This is a genomic window from Collinsella sp. SGI.178 (assembly GCF_050313495.1).
In the GTDB taxonomy this organism is placed as follows: Bacteria; Actinomycetota; Coriobacteriia; order Coriobacteriales; family Coriobacteriaceae; genus Collinsella.
This window is the reverse complement of sequence record NZ_JBNPLM010000013.1, coordinates 17,609-40,730: the sequence shown is the minus strand read 5'-3', so window position 1 is coordinate 40,730 and position 23,122 is coordinate 17,609. Positions and strand designations below refer to the sequence as shown.

25 protein-coding genes are annotated in these 23,122 nt (G+C 59.5%); 19 read left to right on the top strand and 6 right to left on the bottom strand.

The window, feature by feature from the left end; translation table 11 throughout:
- The first annotated feature begins 46 nt into the window (after window positions 1-46).
- From murC to ACQRAQ_RS05205, 14 genes are all read left to right on the top strand, one after another.
- The gene (gene murC / locus ACQRAQ_RS05270) at window positions 47-1,465 is read left to right on the top strand and encodes a UDP-N-acetylmuramate--L-alanine ligase (RefSeq protein ID WP_427727623.1); all 1,419 of its coding nucleotides are present in this window, start codon (window positions 47-49) and stop codon (window positions 1,463-1,465) included.
- A gap of 5 nt (window positions 1,466-1,470) precedes the next feature.
- Entirely contained in the window at window positions 1,471-2,382 is a 912-nt protein-coding gene (gene murB / locus ACQRAQ_RS05265; RefSeq protein ID WP_154515248.1) for a UDP-N-acetylmuramate dehydrogenase, read from the top strand.
- Window positions 2,383-2,569: 187 nt separating this feature from the next.
- Entirely contained in the window at window positions 2,570-3,604 is a 1,035-nt protein-coding gene (locus tag ACQRAQ_RS05260) for a cell division protein FtsQ/DivIB (protein ID WP_427794146.1), read from the top strand.
- Between the two features lie 200 nt (window positions 3,605-3,804).
- Window positions 3,805-4,956, top strand: a complete 1,152-nt coding sequence (gene ftsZ, locus ACQRAQ_RS05255; RefSeq protein WP_427719199.1) for a cell division protein FtsZ — start codon at window positions 3,805-3,807, stop codon at window positions 4,954-4,956.
- 210 nt (window positions 4,957-5,166) lie between these two features.
- On the top strand, window positions 5,167-5,967 hold the full coding sequence (locus ACQRAQ_RS05250) for a polyphenol oxidase family protein (protein ID WP_427794145.1): 801 nt from the start codon (window positions 5,167-5,169) through the stop codon (window positions 5,965-5,967).
- Window positions 5,964-6,800: a phosphate ABC transporter substrate-binding protein gene (locus ACQRAQ_RS05245; protein ID WP_154515256.1), complete on the top strand. Its 837-nt coding sequence runs from the start codon at window positions 5,964-5,966 to the stop codon at window positions 6,798-6,800. Before ACQRAQ_RS05250 ends, ACQRAQ_RS05245 begins: the two co-directional genes overlap by 4 nt.
- A gap of 1 nt (window position 6,801) precedes the next feature.
- Window positions 6,802-7,728 carry a phosphate ABC transporter permease subunit PstC gene (pstC, locus tag ACQRAQ_RS05240; RefSeq protein WP_427794144.1) on the top strand — a complete coding sequence of 309 codons (927 nt, stop codon included), beginning with the start codon at window positions 6,802-6,804 and terminating at the stop codon, window positions 7,726-7,728.
- 3 nt (window positions 7,729-7,731) lie between these two features.
- Window positions 7,732-8,637, top strand: a complete 906-nt coding sequence (gene pstA / locus ACQRAQ_RS05235; protein ID WP_427727613.1) for a phosphate ABC transporter permease PstA — start codon at window positions 7,732-7,734, stop codon at window positions 8,635-8,637.
- A 12-nt stretch (window positions 8,638-8,649) separates the two neighbouring features.
- Complete coding sequence (pstB, locus tag ACQRAQ_RS05230; protein ID WP_089571588.1) at window positions 8,650-9,453, top strand: phosphate ABC transporter ATP-binding protein PstB; 804 nt, start codon at window positions 8,650-8,652, stop codon at window positions 9,451-9,453.
- Window positions 9,454-9,545: 92 nt separating this feature from the next.
- Window positions 9,546-10,403 (top strand): phosphate signaling complex PhoU family protein, encoded by an 858-nt coding sequence (locus ACQRAQ_RS05225; protein ID WP_427719211.1) that lies wholly within the window; start codon window positions 9,546-9,548, stop codon window positions 10,401-10,403.
- Between the two features lie 120 nt (window positions 10,404-10,523).
- Window positions 10,524-11,261 (top strand): YggS family pyridoxal phosphate-dependent enzyme, encoded by a 738-nt coding sequence (locus tag ACQRAQ_RS05220; RefSeq protein ID WP_427794143.1) that lies wholly within the window; start codon window positions 10,524-10,526, stop codon window positions 11,259-11,261.
- A gap of 60 nt (window positions 11,262-11,321) precedes the next feature.
- A complete protein-coding gene (sepF, locus tag ACQRAQ_RS05215) occupies window positions 11,322-12,050 on the top strand; it encodes a cell division protein SepF (protein ID WP_154515266.1) in 729 nt (242 codons plus the stop codon).
- A 15-nt stretch (window positions 12,051-12,065) separates the two neighbouring features.
- Entirely contained in the window at window positions 12,066-12,353 is a 288-nt protein-coding gene (locus tag ACQRAQ_RS05210; RefSeq protein WP_427727642.1) for a YggT family protein, read from the top strand.
- A gap of 62 nt (window positions 12,354-12,415) precedes the next feature.
- Window positions 12,416-13,084: a DivIVA domain-containing protein gene (locus tag ACQRAQ_RS05205; protein ID WP_427794142.1), complete on the top strand. Its 669-nt coding sequence runs from the start codon at window positions 12,416-12,418 to the stop codon at window positions 13,082-13,084.
- A 167-nt stretch (window positions 13,085-13,251) separates the two neighbouring features.
- Here ACQRAQ_RS05205 and ACQRAQ_RS05200 read toward each other — a convergent pair whose 3' ends face one another.
- The 3 genes from ACQRAQ_RS05200 to ACQRAQ_RS05190 form a co-directional block, all read right to left on the bottom strand.
- Window positions 13,252-13,782: a nitroreductase family protein gene (locus ACQRAQ_RS05200; RefSeq protein WP_427794141.1), complete on the bottom strand. Its 531-nt coding sequence runs from the start codon at window positions 13,780-13,782 to the stop codon at window positions 13,252-13,254.
- Window positions 13,783-14,067: 285 nt separating this feature from the next.
- The gene (locus ACQRAQ_RS05195; protein ID WP_427719219.1) at window positions 14,068-14,691 is read right to left on the bottom strand and encodes a DUF47 domain-containing protein; all 624 of its coding nucleotides are present in this window, start codon (window positions 14,689-14,691) and stop codon (window positions 14,068-14,070) included.
- 66 nt (window positions 14,692-14,757) lie between these two features.
- Window positions 14,758-15,807: an inorganic phosphate transporter gene (locus tag ACQRAQ_RS05190; protein WP_427719222.1), complete on the bottom strand. Its 1,050-nt coding sequence runs from the start codon at window positions 15,805-15,807 to the stop codon at window positions 14,758-14,760.
- A 249-nt stretch (window positions 15,808-16,056) separates the two neighbouring features.
- Here ACQRAQ_RS05190 and ACQRAQ_RS05185 point away from each other — a divergent pair, with 249 nt between their 5' ends.
- The 4 genes from ACQRAQ_RS05185 (at window position 16,057) to ACQRAQ_RS05170 (ending at window position 19,167) form a co-directional block, all read left to right on the top strand.
- On the top strand, window positions 16,057-16,395 hold the full coding sequence (locus tag ACQRAQ_RS05185; RefSeq protein ID WP_154515278.1) for a hypothetical protein: 339 nt from the start codon (window positions 16,057-16,059) through the stop codon (window positions 16,393-16,395).
- Between the two features lie 80 nt (window positions 16,396-16,475).
- On the top strand, window positions 16,476-17,171 hold the full coding sequence (locus ACQRAQ_RS05180) for a Bax inhibitor-1 family protein (RefSeq protein ID WP_427794140.1): 696 nt from the start codon (window positions 16,476-16,478) through the stop codon (window positions 17,169-17,171).
- Between the two features lie 136 nt (window positions 17,172-17,307).
- Window positions 17,308-18,423, top strand: coding sequence for a TIGR02452 family protein (locus tag ACQRAQ_RS05175; protein WP_427719227.1), 1,116 nt, complete (start codon window positions 17,308-17,310; stop codon window positions 18,421-18,423).
- A gap of 84 nt (window positions 18,424-18,507) precedes the next feature.
- Entirely contained in the window at window positions 18,508-19,167 is a 660-nt protein-coding gene (locus ACQRAQ_RS05170) for an SGNH/GDSL hydrolase family protein (RefSeq protein WP_427719230.1), read from the top strand.
- Window positions 19,168-19,240: 73 nt separating this feature from the next.
- Here the strand turns inward: ACQRAQ_RS05170 and thiD are convergent, their stop codons facing one another.
- Window positions 19,241-20,071, bottom strand: a complete 831-nt coding sequence (gene thiD / locus ACQRAQ_RS05165) for a bifunctional hydroxymethylpyrimidine kinase/phosphomethylpyrimidine kinase (RefSeq protein ID WP_154515288.1) — start codon at window positions 20,069-20,071, stop codon at window positions 19,241-19,243.
- Between the two features lie 177 nt (window positions 20,072-20,248).
- A complete protein-coding gene (thiC, locus tag ACQRAQ_RS05160; protein ID WP_427794139.1) occupies window positions 20,249-21,583 on the bottom strand; it encodes a phosphomethylpyrimidine synthase ThiC in 1,335 nt (444 codons plus the stop codon).
- A gap of 171 nt (window positions 21,584-21,754) precedes the next feature.
- On the opposite strand from thiC, the gene ACQRAQ_RS05155 reads away from it, so the two are divergent.
- Window positions 21,755-22,270, top strand: coding sequence for a hypothetical protein (locus ACQRAQ_RS05155; RefSeq protein WP_427794138.1), 516 nt, complete (start codon window positions 21,755-21,757; stop codon window positions 22,268-22,270).
- 40 nt (window positions 22,271-22,310) lie between these two features.
- Here ACQRAQ_RS05155 and ACQRAQ_RS05150 read toward each other — a convergent pair whose 3' ends face one another.
- Window positions 22,311-23,120 carry a YaaA family protein gene (locus ACQRAQ_RS05150; protein WP_427747771.1) on the bottom strand — a complete coding sequence of 270 codons (810 nt, stop codon included), beginning with the start codon at window positions 23,118-23,120 and terminating at the stop codon, window positions 22,311-22,313.
- Window positions 23,121-23,122: the final 2 nt, after the last annotated feature.

Here is a 23,122-nt window from a genome sequence, read left to right as displayed (position 1 = left end):
AGTTAACGGGTTACAGGCAGTGTTTACGCAAGGAGTACACGAGCACATGGCTGATTCCCAGACTGCAACCTCCGCGCCCGAGTTCAAGAGCGCCCACTTTATCGGTATCGGTGGCGCCGGCATGAGCGGCATCGCTCTCGTTTTGCACGAGCGTGGCTATGCCGTTACCGGTTCCGACCTTAAGACCTCGCGCTACATTCGTCAGCTTACCCGTGCTGGCGTGAAGGTTCATGTGGGCCACGAGGCCGCCACGATCGATGAGGTCAAGCCCGACGTGGTCGTGGTCTCTACCGCTATTCCCGAGTCCAACCCCGAGCTTGTGCGTGCTCGCGAGCTCGGTATTCCTGTGTGGCCCCGCGCCAAGATGCTCTCGGCTCTGGGCCACGGCTACACCACCATCGCTGTTGCCGGTACGCACGGCAAGACCACGACGTCCTCGATGTGTGCCACTATGCTCGACCGCATGGGTCTGGATCCCAGCTTTTTGATCGGCGGTATCGTCGAGGGTTACGATACCAACGGAAAGAACGGCTCGGGTGACTACTTTGTCGCCGAGGCCGATGAGTCCGACAGCTCGTTCCTGTTCCTGAACCCCAACGTGGTCATCGTGACCAACGTCGAGGCCGACCATCTCGACCACTACTCGGGCATCGAGGAGATCGAGGCCACCTTTGCCAAGTTTATGGGCCTGGTTGGAGAGGGCGGTACCGTCATCGTTTGCGGTGAGGACCCGCATCTGGTCGAACTCGCCAAGTCGACGGGTCGCCACGTGCTTTCCTATGGCTTTGCCGAAACCAACGACGTCGTCTGCGTGCATCCGGATGTCAAGGGCATTCAGAGCGACTTTATCGTTCGCTTTGAGGATGGGACCGAGCATGCTGTCGAGATCAAGAGCAACCCCGGTCGCCACAACATGCTCAACGCCACGGCAGTGCTAACCGTTGCCCATGTCCTGGGTCTCGACGTCGATGCCGCAGCCGAGGCGCTTTCGAGCTTTGAGGGCGTCCGCCGCCGCTTTACCCATGTGGGCGATATTGACGGCATCACCGTGGTCGATGACTACGGCCATCACCCCACCGAGATCAAGGCGACGCTTGCCGCCGCCTCGTCGCTGGGCTATAAGCATGTTGACGTCGTGTTCCAGCCGCACCGCTATTCGCGTTTGCAGGCGCTGTGCGATGACTTTGCCGATGCCTTCGCCAATGCCGATAAGCTGCTGCTCATCGATGTGTTCTCTGCCGGCGAGATGCCGATTCCGGGCGTAACCTCCAAGATGCTCGCTGATACTGTGCGCGCCAAGCACCCTGGCAAGGAGGTCGTGTACTGCTCCAGCCGTCTCGAGCTCAATCGTGAGCTCGAGAAGATGGTAGGTGAGGGCGATCTGCTGCTTACTATGGGCGCCGGCGACGTTACGACCGTTGGCCCTGAGTTCATCGAGTATCTGACTGCCAAGAAAGACGCTTAGCCCCTATGGGTCTGTTTAACGCCGTCATGGCGCTTTCGGGCATGATTGACACGGATGTAGTCGAGGATGAACGCCTTGCGCGTCATACGAGTTATCGTATCGGCGGCAAGGCCGACCTCTTCGTGACGTGCCATAGCTATCATGCCCTTCGTCGTGCCGTGGCAGTACTCGACCGTGAGCAGGTGCCGTGGGTCATTATCGGCAAGGGATCTAATCTGCTCGTTGCCGATGCGGGCTATCGCGGCGCCGTCATTTCGCTGGGGCGTGAGTTTCAGCGCACCGTTGTTGCCGAGGACGGTTGCACGCTGACCGTTGGCGCAGGCGTTATGTTCGCACGTTTGGTCAACGATGCCCTGTCGCGCGGGCTTTCGGGCCTTGAGTTTGCGGTTGGCATCCCCGGCTCGGTCGGCGGCGCCGTATCTATGAACGCCGGTACGCGTACCGAGTGGATAGGTTCGCTTGTCGAGGATGTGGTCACGTTTGACCCGGCATCCGGCATTAAGCATTATGCGGGGTCCGAGATTGCCTGGGGCTACCGTGAGTGCAGCCTGCCGCGTAACGAGATTATTCTCGAGTGCGTGCTTAAGCTCAAGCCTGCGCCTAAGGCCGACATTCGCGAGCGTATGGAGCGGTACCTGACGAGGCGCAAACGCACGCAGCCCATGGGTCGCGCTTCTTGCGGGTCGGTCTTTCGCAATCCACCCGACGCGAGCGTTGGCAAGCTGATTGAGGATTGTGGATTAAAGGGTTTTTCGGTTGGCGGTGCGGAAGTTTCGCCCGTACACGCTAATTTTATCGTTAATAACGGTACCGCCTCGGCCGATGACGTGGCCGCGGTTATCAGGCATGTGCACGGAAAGGTGAGGGAGGCGTATGGCATCGAGCTCAGACCGGAAGTCAAATTCCTCGGCTTCTAGAGCATCGAAACCTACCTTCCGCCGCGCCGGAGGGCGTTCCGGCGCACCCGTCCAGCCTCAACGCAAGCCCCCTGTGTCCTCCAAGCCCGCTGGATCCGTACGGTCCGCCAAACGTCCGGTCGTCGGCTCGCAACTTGGTGGACGCCCTGCCGCAAAAAAGACGGTTCACCCGGCTCCGCGCCCCTCGGTGACGTCTAAGTCGGCGATGGGTGCCAAGCCCTCTCGGCCCATAGTGACGCCCAAGCCCTCGCTGGGGGCTAAAGCGACGCATCCCGGTCGTACGTTGGGCGCTGCCAAGCCGCGTTCGTTGACGTCGGTGCCCGCCACTAAGGCACCTGCGACCAATAAGGGTATCAATCCGCTGTCGTCGCTTGGCGCCATGGCGAGTAAGACGTCCGAGGCCGCCTCTGCCGTTAAGGGCAAGGGCAAAATCGTGGGCGGTATCTTGGCGGCTGTGGCCGTGCTTGCCGTCGTTGCCATCGTCGTTATCAATTCCGGCCTGTTTGCCGCTACCGATATTCAGATCGAGGGCAGCGAGCATGTGACCAAGCACGATGCCATGCAGCTGATCAGTCTGCCCGAGAACACATCGCTCTTCAACGTAAATCCCGACCAGATTACCGAAGATCTCAAGCAGAACCCGTGGGTTTCGGGCGTGGACGTTCAACGGCAGTTTCCCCACACGCTCGTCATTACGCCGACGGAGCGCAAGGTCACCGCGATCGCTTATATAAGTTCCGACGATCTTGCCTGGGCCATCGGCGACGATGACACCTGGATCGCACCGCTTTCGACCTCTGTGGAGGTGGACGACCAGGGAAATGTCGTCACTTCGGGTGAGGGCGCCAACACATTGAGCGGTATCGATGCTGCGTTGGCGCTGGCCAAGCACTACGGGGCCGTGCTGCTTACCGATGTCTCGGCTGATGTCGAGCCGGTCTCGGGGCGGGTTGTTTCTTCCAAGGCCGTTAAAGCGGGCCTGGATTACGTGCGTGGTTTTTCCGGCGAATTCTTGGCGCAGATCAAGGATATTTCTATACCTTCGGTCGAGGCCATCTCGGCGAATCTTGATAATGGCGTTGAGGTCTCGCTGGGCGATTCTGATGATATCGCCAAGAAGGAACGCGTCGTGACCAAGCTTCTGTCGCAGGTAGAGGGCGTAACCTACATTAACGTTCGGTCTCCCGGCAACTATACGTTTAGAAACGCACCGACCGCTTAGCGTCGGTGCGTGGCTTTGTTGAGGGGCCATACCACGCCGTTTATCTGGTTTGTTTGGTTTTCACGGTCAATTATTTGACTGATACGTTCATAATGTGCAAACATAATACGGTTTACCTTTGCATTTACTTTCAACCTGAAGGTTAATGTGCGCAGGGGTCAACCCATGCTATGGCTATAACCTTTGTTCGGAGGACCGACATGCACGAGACAGAGATCAACAACTACCTTGCCGTCATTAAGGTGGTCGGCGTCGGCGGCGGCGGTACCAACGCGGTCAATCGAATGATCGAAGAGGGCATTCGTGGCGTCGAGTTTGTTGCCATCAACACCGATGCTCAGGCGCTCGCGATCTCTGATGCCGATATCAAGGTCCACATCGGTACCGACCTTACCCGCGGCCTGGGCGCTGGCGCCAACCCCGAGGTTGGTCGCAAGGCTGCCGATGAGTCCCGCGATGACATTGCCGAGGCGCTCGCTGGCGCCGACATGGTGTTCATCACCTGCGGTGAGGGCGGTGGCACCGGCACCGGCGCCGCTCCCATCGTTGCCGATATCGCGATGAACGAGGTCGGTGCGCTGACCGTCGCCGTCGTGACCAAGCCCTTCACCTTCGAGGGCCGCAAGCGTAAGAAGAGCGCCGAAGAGGGCATTAAGACCCTTTCCGATTGCGTCGACACCATGATCGTTATCCCTAACGACAAGCTGCTCGACATCGCCGAGAAGAAGACCACCATGCTCGAGGCCTTCGCGATTGCCGATGGCGTCCTTTCCCAGGGCACCCAGGGCATCACCGACCTCATCACCGTCCCGGGCATCATCAACTTGGACTTCGCTGATGTTAAGACCATCATGAAGCAGGCCGGCACCGCCATGATGGGTATCGGTACTTCTTCTGGGGACACCCGTGCCGTCGACGCCGCCCAGCAGGCTATTTCCAGCCCGCTGCTCGAGAGCTCTATCGATGGTGCTACGCGCGTCCTGCTCTCCATCGCCGGCTCCAAGGATCTGGGCATCCAAGAGATCAGCGACGCTGCCGACGTTGTCGCCAACGCCGTCGATCCCGAGGCCAACATCATCTTCGGTACCGTTGTCGACGAGTCCCTGGGCGATCAGGTGCGCATCACCGTTATCGCTACGGGCTTCTCCGACTCTAATGTCAACCGTCAGGACGAGCTCTTCGCTGCCCAGCAGTCCCAGAGCAAGGCTTCCGTTGTCGAGCCTCAGCGTACCGCTCCCGCTGCAAGCTCGGCTCAGTCTGCCCCGACCCGCAATGTCGGCGGTACGGAGCTTCCCAATTTTGGTAACGACCAGTTTGAGCTTCCCGACTTCCTTAAGCGTGGTAGCTTCTAGTTCGTTTTTCTCAACGACCTGCACGGGGTGTATCCATTTGGATGCACCCCGTTTTGTTTCTCATTTGTAAACGAAAGTCTCCAATCTCTTTACGTTCCCCTTACGTTTGGTTCCTACCGCTGCGGGTATCCTTTTGTAGAAGTATGGCAGCCGTATGGCACGGACTGCTGCGGCTTGGCCGCGATACTCGTGTTATTAGGAGGCTTTAGTATGGCAGCACGTGCGGACAACGTTTCGCGTGTCGACCATGATGGAGTTACGTTGGTAGAGGGCGCGACGCACGATGTCCGCTTTGCCTTCACCGAACGCACTGGCGGTGTTTCCGAAGATGCGTACTCCTCACTCAATCTGGGCTCGCATGTTGGCGATGACCCCTTTGCCGTTCAAGAAAATCGTCGCCGCGTACTCGAGGCCATGGGTGCCGCCGAGTGCGAGCACAACCTGCTTGTCCCCAATCAGGTACACGGTGACAATGTCGTGACGGTGACCTCGAACGGCGCCGATGATCTCGAGAACATTCGCGAGCAGATTGCCGAGGGCTGCGATGCCCTCGTCTGCACGGCGCATGAGGTGCCCGTGATGCTTTGCTTTGCCGATTGTGTTCCCGTTGTGCTGGTGGCTCCCGGCGGCTTTGCCGTGGTGCATTCTGGCTGGAAGGGCACGATTGCGCGCATTTCCGCCAAGGCGTGCCAAGCGCTCTGCGAGGCGGCTGGCTGCAAGCCAGACGACATCTCTGCCTATATTGGGCCCCATATCCTGGGTGACGAGTACGAGGTGTCCCAAGAACTTATGGACCGCTTTGCCTCCGAGTTCGCGTGCATCGATGCTGCCGCTTCTCGTATGCTCGATCTTTCCGCCGCCATTCGCGAGGCGCTGATGGACGCCGGCGTCGAAGCGAACGGCATTGTGGACACCAAGCTCTCCACCGTTCGTCAGAACGACCGCTTTTATTCCTACCGCAACGAGGGCGGCACCTGTGGGCGCCATGCTGCGATCGGCGTGATGCTATGAGAAAGATCGCATCGGTCCTAAGCGCGGCAGTGCTCACGCTTACGCTGTGTGCCTGCTCCTCGGGATCTTCCACGTCTTCTATCACCGTGGCCGGCTCGACCACCTGCCTTCCCATTGCCGAGATTGCGGCCGAGGGCTTTAAGGAGGAGACCGGCACCGACGTGCTCGTCTCTGGCCTTGGCTCTTCTGCCGGTATCGAGGCCGTCAGCAACGGCACGGCTGATATCGCCAGCTCGTCTCGTGGCCTCAATGCCGACGAGCAGAATCTGGGCCTGACCCCGATTGTAATCGCGCACGACGGCATCGCAGTCATCGTGAATGACGATAATCCGGTCGACAACCTCTCGACCGAGCAGCTTCGCGACATATACGCCGGTAAGATTACCAACTGGAAGGAAGTCGGCGGAGAGGACCTGAAGATTCAGGTTATTAACCGCGATGAGGCGTCCGGTACGCGCGAGGCCTTCCGTACCATCGTGATGGACGGCACGCCGTTCGATCGTCGCTCTGCCGTTCTTTCGGGCACGGGCCAGGTACGCGATGTCGTGTCCCGTTCGCGTGGTGCTATTGGCTACATCTCGCTGGGTTTTGTCGAGAGCCTCAACGCTAAGACTTCGGTTAAGGCTGTTTCGGTCAACCATGTCGAGGCATCCGAGAAGACGGTCGCAAGTGGCGGCTACCCCATCTCGCGCGACCTTTACTTCTTTGTGAAGGGTACGCCTTCGCAGCGTGCGCAGGACTACATTGACTATGTGACGTCGGAGAAGATGGACAAGCAGATTCGCGAGGCGGGCTTTATTCCCGTCACCAACGACGGAAAGGGGAGTGAGTAGCATGGAAGCACAGGAAACCCCCCAGATTGAGCGAGAGGCTCAGGCGCCCAAAAAGCGTGAGTTGGCGTTGGTGTCGCGCAGCACCTATCTCAAAGAGAAGGCGCTGCAGTGGATCTTCTTTGCTTGCGCGTTCTTGGCGGTCGTCACCGTCATCCTGATTTTTGTCTTTACCACGTACTCGGCGTTGCCCGTCTTTACCGACATCGGTCTGGCGGACTTCTTTAGCTTTACGTGGGCGCCCTCCGAGGGCCACTACGGCATCATGTCGCTGCTGGCGGGCTCTGGTCTGGTGACGGTCGGTGCGCTCGCCATGGGTGTGCCCCTGGGTGTGGGCACGGCCGTGTATCTGGTTGAGATCGCCGGCAAGCGCGTGCGCAGTCTCATCAGCCCCGCCGTCGACCTGCTGGCGGGTATCCCCTCCATCATCTACGGTTTCTTTGGCATGGTTATCATCCGTCCGTTTATCGCGCAGCTGACCGGCGGTCTTGGCTTTGGTGCGCTGACAGCGTGGTTCGTGCTCGCCATCATGATCGTTCCCACCATCACCACGCTCACCATCGATGCCCTCAATTCCATTCCCATGGGCATTCGCGAGGCATCCTATGCCATGGGTGCCACCAAGTGGCAGGCCATCTACAAGGTCGTGCTGCCTGCAGCCAAGTTGGGCATCGTCGATGCGATTGTCTTGGGCATGGGTCGTGCCATCGGTGAGACCATGGCCGTGCTCATGGTCGTTGGCAACGCTCCGGTCATCCCGGACAGCATCTCGAGCCCCATCTCGACGCTCACGAGCCAGATCGCGCTCGACATGAGCTATTCCTCGGGCCTGCACCGCTCGGCTCTGTTTGGCATGGGCGTGGTCCTGTTTATCATTTCCGCCGCATTGGTGGGCATCGTCCGTCTGATTTCCAAGAAGAAGAGGGGGTAGGCTATGTCCGATTCCGTTGACACGACGGTCGATACGACCTCGTCGCGCGAACGCATCAAGCGTGCCCTTTCCCATGGTAAGAAGGGCCGCATCAACAAGGATCTGTCCAACAAGATTATGCTCGGCGTGTTTCGCGCCGCGGCCTATATCACCACGCTGGTGCTGGTCGCCATCATCGCCTATGTAGTTATCAACGGTCTGCCGCACATCTCGCTCGACTTTATCTTTGGCTGGCCGCAGGGCGTAAACGCCGAGGGCGGCATTTGGCCCACTATCGTCTCGACCGTCTACGTGACGGCGCTCGCCATGCTCATCTGCACGCCGGTTGCCGTCTTGGCTGCGGTCTATCTGGCCGAGTATGCCAAGCAGGGCAAGGTTGTCGACATCATTCGCTATGCTGCCGATGCCCTGGCCTCGGTGCCCTCCATTGTTATGGGCCTTTTTGGCTACGCCTTGTTTGTCGAGGCCATGGGCCTGGGTCTTTCGATGGTTTCGGCCGCCCTGGCGCTCGCACTTCTGATGCTGCCCATTGTCATGCGTACCACCGAGGAGGCAATCCGCGCCGTTCCGCGCTATATCCGTTGGGGCGCATATGGCCTGGGTGCCACCAAGTGGCAGGTCGTCTCCAAGATCGTGCTTCCTTCGGCTTTTGGCCGCATCGCCACCGGCATCGTACTTGCCATCGGTCGCGCCATCGGCGAGACCGCCGTGGTGCTCTACACCATGGGCCAGGCCATTAACCTGCCTATTTCGCCGCTCGATTCCGGTCGCCCCATGACCGTTCACCTTTATCTGCTTGCCAATGACGGCATCAACATGAACGCAGCCTACGGCACCGCGCTTTTGCTGATGGCGATTATTCTGGCCTTCAACCTGTTTGCGCGTTATCTGTCGCGCAAGCGCCGCTAGTTAAGGAGTCCCATGTCCGTCTATCAGTCCGCTCCCACGCTGGAGCAAGCGGCCATCACGGCCAAGGATTTCAACTTTTGGTACGGTGACTTTCATGCGCTGACGGGGCTCGACCTCAACATCGCCAAAAACGCCATTACCTCGTTTATCGGCCCTTCGGGCTGCGGCAAATCGACGTTTTTGCGCTGTATCAACCGTATGAACGACCTTATCGAGGGCACGCGCGTCGAGGGCACCATGACGCTCGACGGCAACGATATCTATGCCGAGGGCGTCGACCCGGTCGACCTTCGCCGCCGCGTGGGCATGATTTTTCAGCAGCCCAACCCGTTCCCTAAATCCATCTACGAGAATGTTGCTTTTGGCCCTCGTCTGCAGGGCGTGACTAGCAAAAGCGACCTCGATGACATCGTGGAAGAATCGCTCAAGCGCGCCAACCTCTGGAAAGAGGTATCCAATCAGCTCAACAAGGATGGTTTGGCGCTTTCGGGCGGTCAGCAGCAGCGTCTGTGCATCGCGCGTGTGCTCGCGGTGCAGCCCGATGTCCTTCTGATGGACGAGCCCTGCTCCGCCATCGACCCCACGTCCGTCTCCAAGGTCGAGGATCTGATGGCCGAGCTGGCGCCCGAGATGACGATCATCATCGTCACGCATTCAATGCAGCAGGCAGCTCGCATTAGCGACTACACCGCCTTCTTCTTGCAGGAGGTTGCCGGCGAGCCCGCCACGCTCATCGAGTATGGTCAAACCGACGCGATCTTCACCAGCCCGGTGGATTCGCGGACGGAAGACTATATCACCGGCCGCTTTGGCTGATCGGTGCGACTAGTCCCAAGCCGATCGGACCTGGTCCGGTGCGTATTCACTGTGCGGGCGGCATGACCGCACCCAACTGATTGGAGTGAACCATGCGCAAACTGTTTTCCCGTCAGCTCGTCGAGGCTCGTCACGAGATGTTGAGCATCTACGAGGCTGTAGACCTGGCTCTTCACGACGCCGTGAAGGCCTATGTGACCGACGACCGCAAGCTCGCCACCAAGACCAAGAAGCGCACGCTTTCGATTGACGCGCGCTGCGCCAACCTGGAGGCCGTGTGCTACAACCTGATCGCTACGCAGTCGCCGGTCGCCTCCGACTTCCGCTTGCTGCAGACGATCATCTACGTTGACTTTAACCTGCAGCGCATGACCGATAAGGTTCGCCAGATCTGCCGTGCCACGCGTCATATGGTCAAGGCCGATATCTCGCTGCCCCAGGAGCTCGTCGGTACGGTTGAGGCCGAGGCCGAAGCCGTATACCAGGTGCTGGGCTCGTCGCTTTCCGCGCTCGTCACCAACGACATGTCCATCATCTGCAACTTGGCCGTCGAGGACGAGCCGGTGCATGCGGCCTATGAGAAGTTCTTCCGTACCTTCAACCGCATGGACGCGGGCGAGTTTATGGACGACGACAGCAACTATGACGATCTGCGCCGCGCCATCATGGTTTCGCGCTACCTCGATCGCATCGCCTCGATTTCCATCGATGCCGCCTGCCGTCTGACCTTCCTTTTGACCGGCCAGCGCATGAACGCCGGCGATATCGCCCGTACGGACGAGGATGAGCTCGAGAGCATGCGCGTACCTTCGGGCGAGGGCGTCATCATGAGGCCCGCTGTCGATGCGCGCTTTGTTGCCAAGGTGCCCGCTAACGAGGTGAGCGAGGGTCTTCGCTACCTGCTCGAGCACCTCGAGGACGAGGACGATACCGAGGATGACGAGGAGTAGGGTAGCTCCGTTCGTCAAAAGATTGTAAATACCTAAGTGAGCGCGGCCTTGCACATGCAGGGCCGCGCTCTTGCGTTAGCATGGGATTACTTGTATGGCTGTTAGCGGAGGCGATTGGCAATGGATAATTATTTGAACGTGATGCGCGCTCGCCGCGAGCAGATTCTCGAACGCTTTTATGCCGCACTCGATCGCGCGGGCCGTCCACACAATGCCGCACGTCTGATTGCCGTCTCCAAGACCGTTGGCGTCGATGAGACCGTTGCCGCCATCCAGGCAGGGTATCGTCATTTTGCCGAGAACCGTCCGCAGGAGCTTGTTCGCAAGCTTACGGGGCTGGCGGAGCATCCGGAGCTGCCCGAGGTGCGCTTCGATATGATCGGTAATCTTCAGACCAACAAGATCAATGCGGTGCTGGGTGCGGCCGAGCTGATTCATTCGGTGGGGTCGCTTCATTTGGCGCAGGCTATCTCGAGCCGTGCCGTCCGCAAGATTGAGGCGGGCGAGCTTGCCGGTCCTCAGCATGTGCTGATCGAGGTCAATGTAAGCGGCGAGGAGTCCAAGGGCGGCTTTTCGCCCGATGAGGTTCGTGCCTCCGCCGGCGAGCTTGCGGAACTTGAGGGAATTTGCGTGCAGGGGCTTATGACCATGGCGCCCCGGGGGAATAAGGATGTGGCGCGCCGAACCTTTGCCGGGCTGCGTGAGTTGAGGGATGAGCTGGAGACGGCACACCCCGATCTGTGTCTGCCTGAGCTTTCTTGCGGCATGAGCGAGGACTTTGAGCCTGCCCTTGAGGAAGGCTCGACGCTTGTTCGCCTGGGCAGGGTAGTATTTAGCCCGGAGTTTGAAGTAAAATAAGAGCCTGAAGTGCGCGCTGATTATCAGAGCGCCTGCATTAGACCGTGAGAGGACACAACCATGGGTTTCCTTGACGAAATTAAAAATAAAATGCACCTAGGCGGCCAGCAGGGTTATGACCAGGGTTATGGCCAGGATGATGACTACGGTTACGATGACGGCTATGACGACGGCTATCAGAACAACGGCTACAGCGGTGCTTCGGGCGAGGGCTTCTACACGCAAGATGAACCGAGCAATGGACTGCTGGGGCAGACACGCCGCGGAGAGGCTGAGTCGGTTGCTGTGTACACGCGTTCCGGTCAACTGATCGGCGACGACTCCCGTCACGCTACGACGTACAATCCGCCTTCGCGCTCTCAGGATGCCGCTGCGGGCGGTTATCGTCCCGGCGCCTATGACACGCCGTCAAGCTACGCCGAGAACGCTCGGGTCCGCGCGGCCGCTGTGCCCGCCCCTGCTTCAACGCCGAGCGATGCCTCTGCCTATGCGAGCAATATCATCAACGCCACGCCTCAGTTGCCGGCCTACGTTCTTCGTCCGGAGAGCTATGACGACGTGGAGACGGTCGTGCGCCGCGTGCGTACCAAGCAGCCTGTCGCGCTGATCTTTGTGGGCGTTCGCACCGAGGTCGCCAAACGCGTCCTGGACTTTAGCTATGGCTTTGCCTGCGGCCTGGGCGCTTCGGTCAAAGAAGTGGGCGATCGCGTGTTTATGGTGCTGCCCGCCGGCTGCGAGGTCAAGGATTCCGACCTCAAGAAGCTCCGTGCCGACGGCTACCTCAAGTAAAGACAAGGCGAGGAGATTCCCATCAACATCTACACCATCGTTCAGCTTGTCAACACGCTGTTTAATTTTTATTCCACGTTGATTGTGGTCTACTGCTTTATGACGTGGATTCCCATGAAGCAGGGTGGTTTGCTACAGGATATCGCGGCGGTGCTCGACAGCGTTTGCGGCCCTTGGCTCAACCTGTTTCGCCGGTTTATGCCGCCGATGGGCGGTATCGATTTTTCACCGGTCGTTGCGATTATTGCGTTGCAGTTGGTGCAGAAGCTGATTCTGCAGCTACTTATAGGTATACTCGTATAGGACTGGCTCAGTAACCTATGTCGGGCGCTTAGCGCCAAGGCGATGATAAAGGAGAACTTGTTATGGCTATTACCCCTGCTGACATCCAGGCTCAGACCTTCTCTGAGGCCAAGCGCGGCTACGATCCCGCCGAGGTCGACGTCTTCCTGGAGACCCTGTCCTCCGAGGTCGACGCTATGCTTGCCAAGATCGTTGATCTTAAGGGTCGCCTGACCGCCACCGAGCAGCAGCTTGCCGATACGCAGGCTCAGCTTGCGCAGGCCCAGGATTCTGCCGCTCAGGCTGCCCCTGTCGCCACTCCCGCTCCCGATTTCTCCGCTCAGGAGCGTCAGATTTCCGCCGCTCTCATCGCGGCTCAGCAGACCGCCGAGGCGATTGTCAACGACGCTAACGAGAATGCTGACCGCATCCGCAACGAGGCCGACGCCAAGGCCCGCGAGGTCATCCGTCAGGCCCTGACCGAGAAGCAGGCCGAGCTCGAGGAGATTGACCGTCTGAAGGCTTCCCGCGAGGAGTTCAAGGCCGAGTATCTCAAGCTCATTCAGCACTTTATGGACGATGCTCAGAATTCCTTCCCGGCCGATCTGCTGGCTTCTACGCCGGTCGGTTCCGCGGCTTCTCCTGCCGTGACCATGCCTGCCGCCGAGCCGCTGCCTGTCGCTGATCAGGTTGTCCCCGTGGCCGACCCCTTCGCCCCGATTGACAACTTTGCCGCGGACGACCTGGACTAGCGCTAAAACTACAATCTAGCCCCTTAGAAGGAGCTCGCGCTTGCGAGCTCCTTTTTTGTAGCTGTATACGGGTTGGGAAGCAAAACGCCGAGCTCTGCGTGCGATAGGGCAGAACTCGGCGAACGCTTGAGCGGTAAAAGGTAGATTTTAGGGCATGGGCCAAAAAACTACTTGAGGAGGAAATTGGATAGGGGAATGGTGCGGGCCTCGCGATGCTCGGGGTCGGCGATATGGTCGGCGGGATAGCCGCAGACGAGCATGTGGTAGGGATAAACGCCCTCGGGCAGGTTGAACTGCTCGCGGGCTAGCTCGGGCTTAAAATGGCATACCCAGCACGTTCCCAGGCCTTGTTCCTCGGCCTCCATCATCATCTGATCGCAAACAATCGAGGTGTCGATAGCGCTGGAGTTCATCTGGTCATAGGGACGCACCCAAGCATCGTTGGTAACGCTGCAAATAAGGAAGATGAGCGGAGCGCCAAAGATGGACCCATCACGAGCAAACCGAGGCTGACAAGCAGCTGCCTTTTCCAGAAGCTCAGGCGTATCCAACACCATCACACGGGTTGGATGATTATTGCAAGCAGAAGGAGCAATGCGTCCAGCCTCAACAATGGTATCCACCACAGCCTGCTCAACAGAACGATTCTCAAACAAACGACAAGAATACCGAGACCGAGCCAGATCCAAATACGACATACAAGCCCTCCAACAATTAAAAATCAAACAAACCCAAAGTAACCCAAAGAGTACCCAAAGCAGCAATCAGCCAAACGCTCACCAAGGGCCAAAGTGTCCGAGCGGGTACCAAAGGTCCCTTCAGCCAAACCCCCATTGCGCTAAAACTATCAGCCAAAGTTCCAATAGTGATACACAAGGGAGCGGGCCCGACCACTAATAACCTTTTGAACGACTCTGCTTGCAGCCGGAGTGAAAAAAGGTTATCAGTGGTCGGGCCCGCGACCGGTGGGACGCGTACCCCAATTAACTGTTCTTCATGACAATCGAATCCACGACATCGGCCACATTCTCGCAGCAGTCGGCGCAGTACTCCAAGAAGGCGTACACGTCACGCCAGGCGATGACCTCGAGCGGGTCCTTGCCGTTGACGTGCAGGTTACGCATGGCGTTGATGTAGAGTTCGTCGGCCTCGGACTCGATGGTGTTGATCTGGATGACGAGCTCGCGCAGCGTTTTGGACTTGCGGTAGTTGGGCAACTCGACCATCAGGTCCTTCATGGCGCGGCAGGCGTCGGTCACCTTGTGGGCGATCACGATGGCATCGGGGTGGATGCTCTGGATGTTGGTGAAGTAGAGGCGCTGCACGACGCCCTCAATACGGTCGAGCACGGTATCGAGCGAGCAGCTCATTAGGTTAAGGTCCTCGCGCTCAAGCGGGGTGATAAAGGCCGTGAGTAGGGCGTCTTCGAGCTCATGGTGCTTCTTGTCTGCTGCATGCTCAATCGCATGCATCTTCTCGAGCATGTCGTGGATCTGCGCGGGGTCAAAGTTCTCAAAAATCTTGGTGAGCAGCTCGGCTGCCTGAACGGCGAAGTCGGCGCAGGCGACGTAGTTGTCAAAGTAGAACGAATCGGGTTTCTTTGCCATGAGTGGTCCTTTCGGGGCGAAGACGGGTGGGCGAGGTAATGCGGTCCGGATGGACGTTCGGTTTGACTAGAGGAACATCATGAACAGCCTGGCCATAACAAAGCTGATGAGTCCACAGGCGGGGAAGGTGAAGAACCACGTGAACATCATGTCCTTGACCACGCCGAAGTTGATGGCCGAGAGGCGCTTGACGGCGCCGACGCCCATGATGGCGCAGGTCTTGATGTGCGTGGAGGACACGGGGATACCGGTGAGCGTGGCAAGCAGCAGGTTTGCGGCTCCTGCCAGGTCGGCAGAGAAGCCCTGATACTTCTCGAGCTTAACCATGCTCTGGCCGACGGACTTGATGATACGCTCACCGCCCACGCTGGTGCCGATGCCCATGGTGGCCGAGCACAGCAGCATGATCCAGATGGGGATGCCGGCGTCGCCGACGCCGGTCTGTCCGTTGGCAAAGGCGACACCTAAAAAGAGCACGCCGATGAACTTTTGTCCATCCTGCGCGCCGTGCATAAAGCTCATGGCCGCGGCGCTCGCGATCTGAGCATATTTAAAGAAGACGTTGGCACGTCGCCTGTTGGCGGCAGCGAAAAGAATCGAGACGAGCTTGCACAGGACCCAGCCCATGACAAAGCCCAGACCGATGGAGAGCGCCAGGCCGTAGATGACCTTCATCCACTCGTGGACATTGACGCTGCTGGCGCCGCCGAGGGCGATGGCAGCGCCGGTCAGGCCGGCGATGAGGCTGTGGCTCTGCGAGGTGGGGATGCCAAAACGCGATGCCGTGGCGCCGTAGACGACGATGGAGAACAGGGCCGCGCAGAGGCACGCGAGCGCCATGGTGCTGTTTCCGCCAAAGTCGACGATATGGGAGATGGTGTTGGCAACGCTGGCATTAAAGTGCGTCATGATGAGCACGCCCAAAAAGTTGAACGCGGCACTCATGAGAATGGCGGCGCGGGCGGGCATGCAACGCGTGGTGACACAGGTCGCGATGGCGTTGGGCGCGTCGGTCCATCCGTTGACGAAGATGGCGCCGAGCGCGAGGAACACGGTGACGGCAAGGACTGGGTTCGAAACAAGTTGGCCGAGGAAGGCTGAGAACGTTACGTCCATATATGGGCTTTCTCGAAGTTTGCAGAAACGTTACAAAAACATGATAAATCGTATCACCTCCTGCGGGTTTCTTTACCGAGTTCTGACGGGAGAAGTGAATTTTTTGGCACTAAAATTGAATATTAGCCCTGTTGACCGCGGGTGTTCTTTTTGCTAACACGCCGTGAGGACACGTGCGCTCGCTCCGACACCCCAAAACCACAGTCTGTTCGCTTTACAATATGCAAACATGCGTTCGATAATAGGGGCATGGAATATCGACAGACAGATGGCAAAACTCGGCGCGTGCACAAGCAGTATGTGGACGTCGTGGCCCGCATCCTCGCGGGCGGACAAGTTGTGCCGGTTACCGTCTGCTGGGTCGACGGTCGCTGCTTTACGATTGACGAGATTGTCTCGTCTACCGGTTTTGGCCTGACGGTTCACGGCATTCGTACGGCAACCTATAAGGTTCGTTTTGGCGGACATACGACCGAGCTGTATCTGGAAGACCAGGCGCGTGAGCGACCGGATGGCTCGCAGGCTCATCTGATGCGGTGGTGGGTGTGGGCGTTCGACCGCACACTCGAGAGTGAGCGCCGCGGGTAAGAGCGCGCGCCATTCGGGTACAATGGCAGGAATCTTGTCACCTACGGCGCTGTCGCGGCGCTTTTTGAAAGGACGAAATTATGAACGATATCCAGGGCTATCAGAACGGCCCCATCGAGACCGGCGCAAGCCGTGCCAAGGAGATGTCGCCGCGCGCGTACAACCTTGCCATGTCTGCCCTGATCTTTTTGGGTTTTTGCGCTATGGGCGCAGGCGCCTACTTTACGGGCACCATGTCGTTTGCGCGCATGATGATGAGTGGCGCCGCCCTGCCGCTGGTCTTTGGCTCGTTTATCCTGACCATTGTCGGCATCGTCATGATGTCGGCCGCCGCCAGCAAACAGTCCGTGGGCCTGTCGCTCGCGGGTTACGCGATCTTTGCGAGCACCTTTGGTCTGACCGCGTCGTTTGGCCTTGCCAACTACGACCTGCCCACCATCAACGCCGCCTTTATCGCCACTGCCGCCATCACCTTTGTCTTTGGCGCACTGGGCGTGACCTTCCCCAAATTCTTCCAGCGTGTGTACGGCATTGGTTTTGGCATTCTGCTTGCCACGATTCTGGTCGAGATCGTGCTGATGTTCATGGGCGTCTCGCAGACCATCACCGACCTGATCGTGATTGTGGTGTTCGCCGGCTTTATTGGCTACGACACCTATGTGGCCACGACGGTGCCGCCCACGCTGCCCAACGCCGTGCTCATGGCGTCCAACCTGTTCGTGGACATTATCAACGTGTTCCTGCGCATCCTGAACATCCTTGGTCGTCGCGACTAGTGCCAGATTGCAGCGGTGCTTGCCGCGCGCAAATCAATGCGAAAGGCGGTCCTTCGGGGCCGCCTTTTTTGTACGCGGCGGGGTATCATGGATGGGAAAAGCCGATAGCGGCAGCGACCGAGAAAGGTGACCACTTATGGCAGACGTCGACAACAGGAACCGTAACCGTAGGCCCAACCGCGCGGGACAGCCCAATCCCAAGCGCGAGGCCCGTGCCAAGGCCGCCGAGCGTCACGTGGCGACTGTGTCCGAAGCGTGCGCAAAGGATATCGAGCGCTCGCTTGCCGGCGTGCGCGAGTTCGAGGGCATGCCTGCCGGATTTGTCGCGGCGATGAAGGCTAAGGCCCAGGTGGCTGCTGCCGAAGAGCAGGTTGCCGATGAGTCTGAGGCCGCCGAGGTTGTGCCTGCCGAGACCGAGGTCGTGGCCGAGCCTGTGCCCGCAGAGGAAGCCACGGAGACCGAGCCCGCGCCTGCTGCCGAGGAGCCCGCTCCGGTCCTGCCCGAGGTCACCGTGCTCGACGCCTCTGCCACGCAGGCCATTCTGGATAACGGCCGAGGCTACGCGCAGTTCTGCGACATGGCCGTGCTCGCCTTTGCCTCGTTCACCAACCCGGGCGGCGGCTACATCCAGGGTTATCTGGGTCAGGAGGCCACGCTCTGTGCCGATTCGTATCTGTACAACGTTCTCGATAAGCAGCGCAAATGGTACGGCGAGAACCGTCGCCGTAATATCAACTGCGAGCTTTACCGCAACCGTGCGCTGGTGGTGCCCGCGGTGCGCTTCGACCGCAACCACGTGCATGCGTATGCCGACGTGATCGTGGCCGCCGCGCCCAACGCCAAGCGCGCTCGCCAGGAGTATCGCGTGGGTGACGATGCCCTGCTGGACGCCCTGCGCGATCGCATCCGCTTTGTGCTTGCCATCTGCGACGAGCTGGGTCGCGAGAAGCTCGTGCTGGGCGCTTGGGGCTGCGACAACAACGGCTTTGACGCCGAGGCCGTGGCCGAGCTCTTCCGCAAGGAGCTCGCATCGGGCGACTTTAAGGTCAAGCAGGTCTTTTTTGCCGTGCCCTCTACGCGCTGGGACGAAGATTTTGCCAAGTTCGAGCACGTGCTGGCAAACTTCCCCGAGCGCAACGAGGAGTCCTATGCCCAGGTTGCCGCTCGCGCTGCGGCTGTCCGCGCCGCCGAGCAGGCCCAGGCTGCCGCCGAGGACGATGAAGACGATGACGATTGGCGCAAGTACCTGTAATCGGTATGTGCTGACAGATAGGTCGATCCGACGGGAGAGACTGCTCCCGCCGACTTTTTCTTTTTACTAGAGGAAGGGCTTACGATGAAAAACGTTCTATGCTTTGGCGACAGCAATACCTACGGCTATGATCCGGCGGGCATGCGCGACGGCACCGCGGTACGCTATGCGCACGATGTGCGCTGGTGCGGCGTGGCCCAGCGCGACCTGGGCGAGGGCTGGCACGTGATTGAGGAAGGCCTCAACGGCCGCACGACGGTACGCGACGACATGTGCCATCTGGACACTAATCTCAACGGCATCCGCGCGTTGCCGATGCTGCTCGAGGCTCATAAGCCGCTGGATGCGATCGTGATTATGCTGGGCACCAACGACTGCAAGACGGTCTTTAGCGTGGGGGCTGCCGATATCGCTGACGGTGCCATGGCGCTGATTCGCACCGTCCGCGCGTTTCCCTGGACCGAAGCCGCGCCCTGCCCGCGTATTCTGCTGATGGCGCCTATCAAGATTAAACCGCAGATCGCCGATGTGTACATGACCGACTTTGACGAGCGCTCCGTCGAGGCCTCGGAGCATTTTGCCGAATACTATGCGTATGCTGCTAAACAGTTTGGCTGCGACTTTTTGAATGCCGCTGATTTTGCCGAGCCGGGCGATATCGATTATCTGCACATGATGCCCGAAAGCCACGAGAGCCTGGGCCATGCCGTGGCAGCCAAGCTCCAAGAGATGCTTGGTCAGTAGCGCGACCCCAAACCACCACAAAGGGACAGGCGCCTTTGTGGTGGTTTGTGCGGTGGTTTTGGCTGCTGGCTTTTTAGTACTGCCACATGTGGTTGACGGGGCCGGAGCCCTTGCCCATGTTCAGGCCGGCGGCGAGAGCGCCGGTTAGGTAGGCCTTGCCGGCGTTGACGGCATCGGCAAGATCCATGCCCTGGGCCAGCGCGCAGGCGATGGCGGACGAGAGCGTGCAGCCGGTACCATGCGTGTTGGCGGTCTCGATGCGCTTGTGGCGGAACCACGTGGTGAGCGGATCGCCCAGGTGGTTGCCCTCGTCATCGAGCGGCGCGGGCTCTGCTAGCACATCGTTGGCCTCGTTGACAAAATGCCCGCCCTTAACGAGGGACGCGCAGCCAAAACGGCGGGTGAGGAGCATGGCGGCATTTTGCTGTGTGCGCTCGGAATCGACCTCGTAGTCGAGCAGCGCCATGGCCTCGGGAATGTTGGGCGTGATGACGGTCGCCAGCGGGAACAGGCGGCGTGTAAGCGCTTCGGCGGCGTCCTCGGCGATGAGACGAGCGCCCGAAGTGGCGACCATGACGGGATCGACGACGATATTTTGTGCGTCCCAGGCGCTCAGGCGGTCGGCTATGACTTCGATAATCTCGGCAGAAGAAACCATGCCGATCTTGACGGCACTGGGGCGGATATCGTCAAAAACGGCATCGATCTGCGCCGCGACAATATCCGGGGAGATGTTCTGCACGGCGGTGACGCCTAGGGTGTTCTGTGCGGTGATGGCCGTGATGACCGTCTCGGCATACAGGCGGTGCGCCGTGATGGTCTTGATGTCGGCCTGAATGCCGGCGCCACCGCTGGAATCGGATCCTGCGATGGACAGGACGGCTGGTACCTTACTGCGATCCATGTTCGCTCCCTTGTTCGGTCGGATTCAAATGGGTCTCCTGCCCGCATTATAAAGTTGCCCGGGCCGGCTGTATGCCGATCCCGGGCGGGTGGCGCAATCTTTACGTAAATGTAAGAAAATGTTCACACGTCAACAATTGACGAACGCCTTGTGGCCGATTATGGCTCCGGTGACGAGTTAGTCCTCCATGCCGAGGTCGATCGTCGTGCCTTCGAACACCTTGTTGACGGTGCGGACGGCGCACATCTTGCCGCACATGGTGCAGGTGCCCTCGGTGGCGGCGCGGGATTCCTCGTAGCGCTTCTTGCCGGTGACCGGGTCGAGCGCGCACTTCCACATGGCGTCCCAGTCGAGCTTGCGGCGTGCCTGGCCCATCTTGTCGTCCATGTCGCGGGCGTGGGGCACCTTTTTGGCGATGTCGGCGGCGTGTGCGGCAATCTTGGTGGCCATGAGGCCGTCGAGCACATCCTGGGCGTTAGGCAGGCATAGGTGCTCTGCCGGTGTCACGTAGCACAAAAAGTCGGCACCCGAGCTCGCGGAGATGGCGCCACCGATGGCTGCGGTGATGTGGTCGTAGCCCACGCCGATATCGGTCACCAGCGGCCCGAGCACGTAGAACGGGGCGTTGTGGCACAGGCGCTTCTGCAGTTTCATGTTGGCGGCGATCTCGTCGAGCGCCATGTGACCCGGGCCCTCGACCATGACCTGGACGCCGGCGGCCCAAGCGCGCTTGCACAGCTTGCCCAGCTCGATCATCTCGGCGGTCTCGGTGGCGTCGTTGGAGTCGTAGAGGCAGCCCGGGCGGCAGGAGTCGCCGAGCGAAATCGTCACGTCATACTCGTGGCAGATCTCGAGCAGCTCGTCAAAGTACTCGTAGAAGGGGTTCTCGTTGCCGGTGACCTCCATCCAGCCAAACAGCAGTGAGCCGCCGCGGCTGACGATGTTCATGAGACGGCCGGTCTCCTTAAAGGTTTTGGTGACCGACTTATTGATGCCGCAGTGGATGGTCATAAAGTCCACGCCGTCCTCGGCGTGCGCGCGCACGACCTCGAACAGGTCGTCCTTGGTAAGCTTGACAAGCGGCTTTTCCATGTAGCCGATGGCGTCGTACATGGGGACGGTGCCCACCATGAGCGGCGTCTCGTCGATGAGCTGCTGGCGGAATTGGCGCGTCTTGCCCGAGTTGGAGAGGTCCATGATGGCGTCGGCGCCAAAGTCCTCGGCGATCTTGACCTTCTTCCATTCCTCGGCGGCATCGGCCTTGTCGCCCGAGATGCCCAGGTTGACGTTGACCTTGGTAGACAGGCCCTCGCCGACACCAAAGGCGCGCATGCCCTTTTTGATATGCACGATGTTGGCGGGAATGGCGATGCGGCCGTCGGCCACGCGCTCGCGGATGTACTCGGGGTCGCGATGCTCGCGCTCGGCAACCTCCTTCATCTGCGGTGTGATTTGTCCGGCGCGGGCGAAATCGATTTGCGTGACGAGCTTGGGCTCGGTCTGTGTGCTCATTGGCACGGCTCCCTTCGTTGGCATTACCCATATCAGGTTTGCGGGTCAGGGCGGGCGCGCCCAGTCTCAGCCTGCCGTCTTGTCCTGCAAGCTCCCCGTTTATGTGGTGGGCTCAAGTATAGCTCGAATGGGTACGATTGACGCGACGAGCATGCCCGCGGGGAGGCGAACATGGAAGACAAGCATCTGTATCGAGAGACGCAGTGGGATGTGTCGGCCGAGGAGAGCCGTGCCCATCATGGGCTGGTCGCAATTGGTTTCGCGATTCTTGTCGTGATGGTGATTGCCTGTTGTATCTGGACATTTGGCGGGCGTGGGGGAGTTTCCTGGACGTTTGAGGCGGACGATAGCCTGCTGATTATGACGGCGAAGGTCGCGGGTGGCAATACTGTTGCCGCGCCGGGCGACTATTGGTATCCGCGCGACAAGTTTGTGCAACTGCAGCTGAGCGGTGGTTCCATTCCTGGTGAAGAGATCGAGCGTGTGACCTTCGATGCGTCGCTTAGGACGCTGTCGGTCGAGCTCAAAGATCAGGGGGATGTACCCACGACCATGGATATAGCCCTGACGGAATGGCGCCTGGAGCCTCCGTCGGATGTTGAGGCGTCCGAGGTGGAGCACGTTAAGGTTACCTACCAAGATGGCTCGACGACCGAGATTGCAAAAGCCGACGGCCTGGCGGAATAGACGCCGTGCCTAGGCAGCACATTCAAAAGTAGCGGTAGTCCTACAAGGCCTGTTCGTTCAGGAAGACCAAAGTGTTTTTATTTGAAAGCTCGGGAAAGTAACGATAACCAACGTCGAACGCGGTGAGCCCGCTTACATCCTCGAACTTGTTTTCTGCCATCCAGCGCACCATGGAGCCGCGCGCTTTTTTGCTGGCGGTCGAGCGTTGGATGGGCTTGCCGTTGCGGATGCCTTCGCCAAAGAGACATGTGACGACCGTGGCGTCGGTGGTGAGGCGGGTCAGAACGGCTTTGGCGTATTCCGCGCTGGCGAGGTTGACGATCGTGGCGTTGGAGCCTGCCGGAGCGATGACCCGTGCGAGCTTGTCGCCCCAAAACGCGTAGAGGTCTCGGGCATCGTCGACGGCAAGCTTCGCGCCCATCTCCAGCCGATACGGTTCAACGGCATGAAAGGGGCGTACGCATCCGTAAAGGCCCGAGAGGATCCACAGATGGTCTTGCAGCCATGCGAGCTGTGCGGAATCCATCACCTCGGGCGCCATGCTTTGGTATTGAATGCCGTGATAGGACATGACGGCAGGGGAGAGGTGACGGGCGAGTGCGGGATTGTCGAGATCGCCGTTTTGCAAGATGGGCTCGAACTCATGCAGGGTGTTGAGGCAGGGCCCCAGCAGTTTGTCACTCACGTTCCACAGCGCCTGCAGGCTGCCGCTGCCTTCATTCCGCTCGATATCTAGCAGTGCGCGGTGGAGGCGAGCCGTCTCGCGCACAAAGGGTGGAATGCCCAGGACTTCAAAAGCATCTTGGGCCGCGCGCATCTGCTTGGCGGGCGAAATGATGACCTGCAGCATGG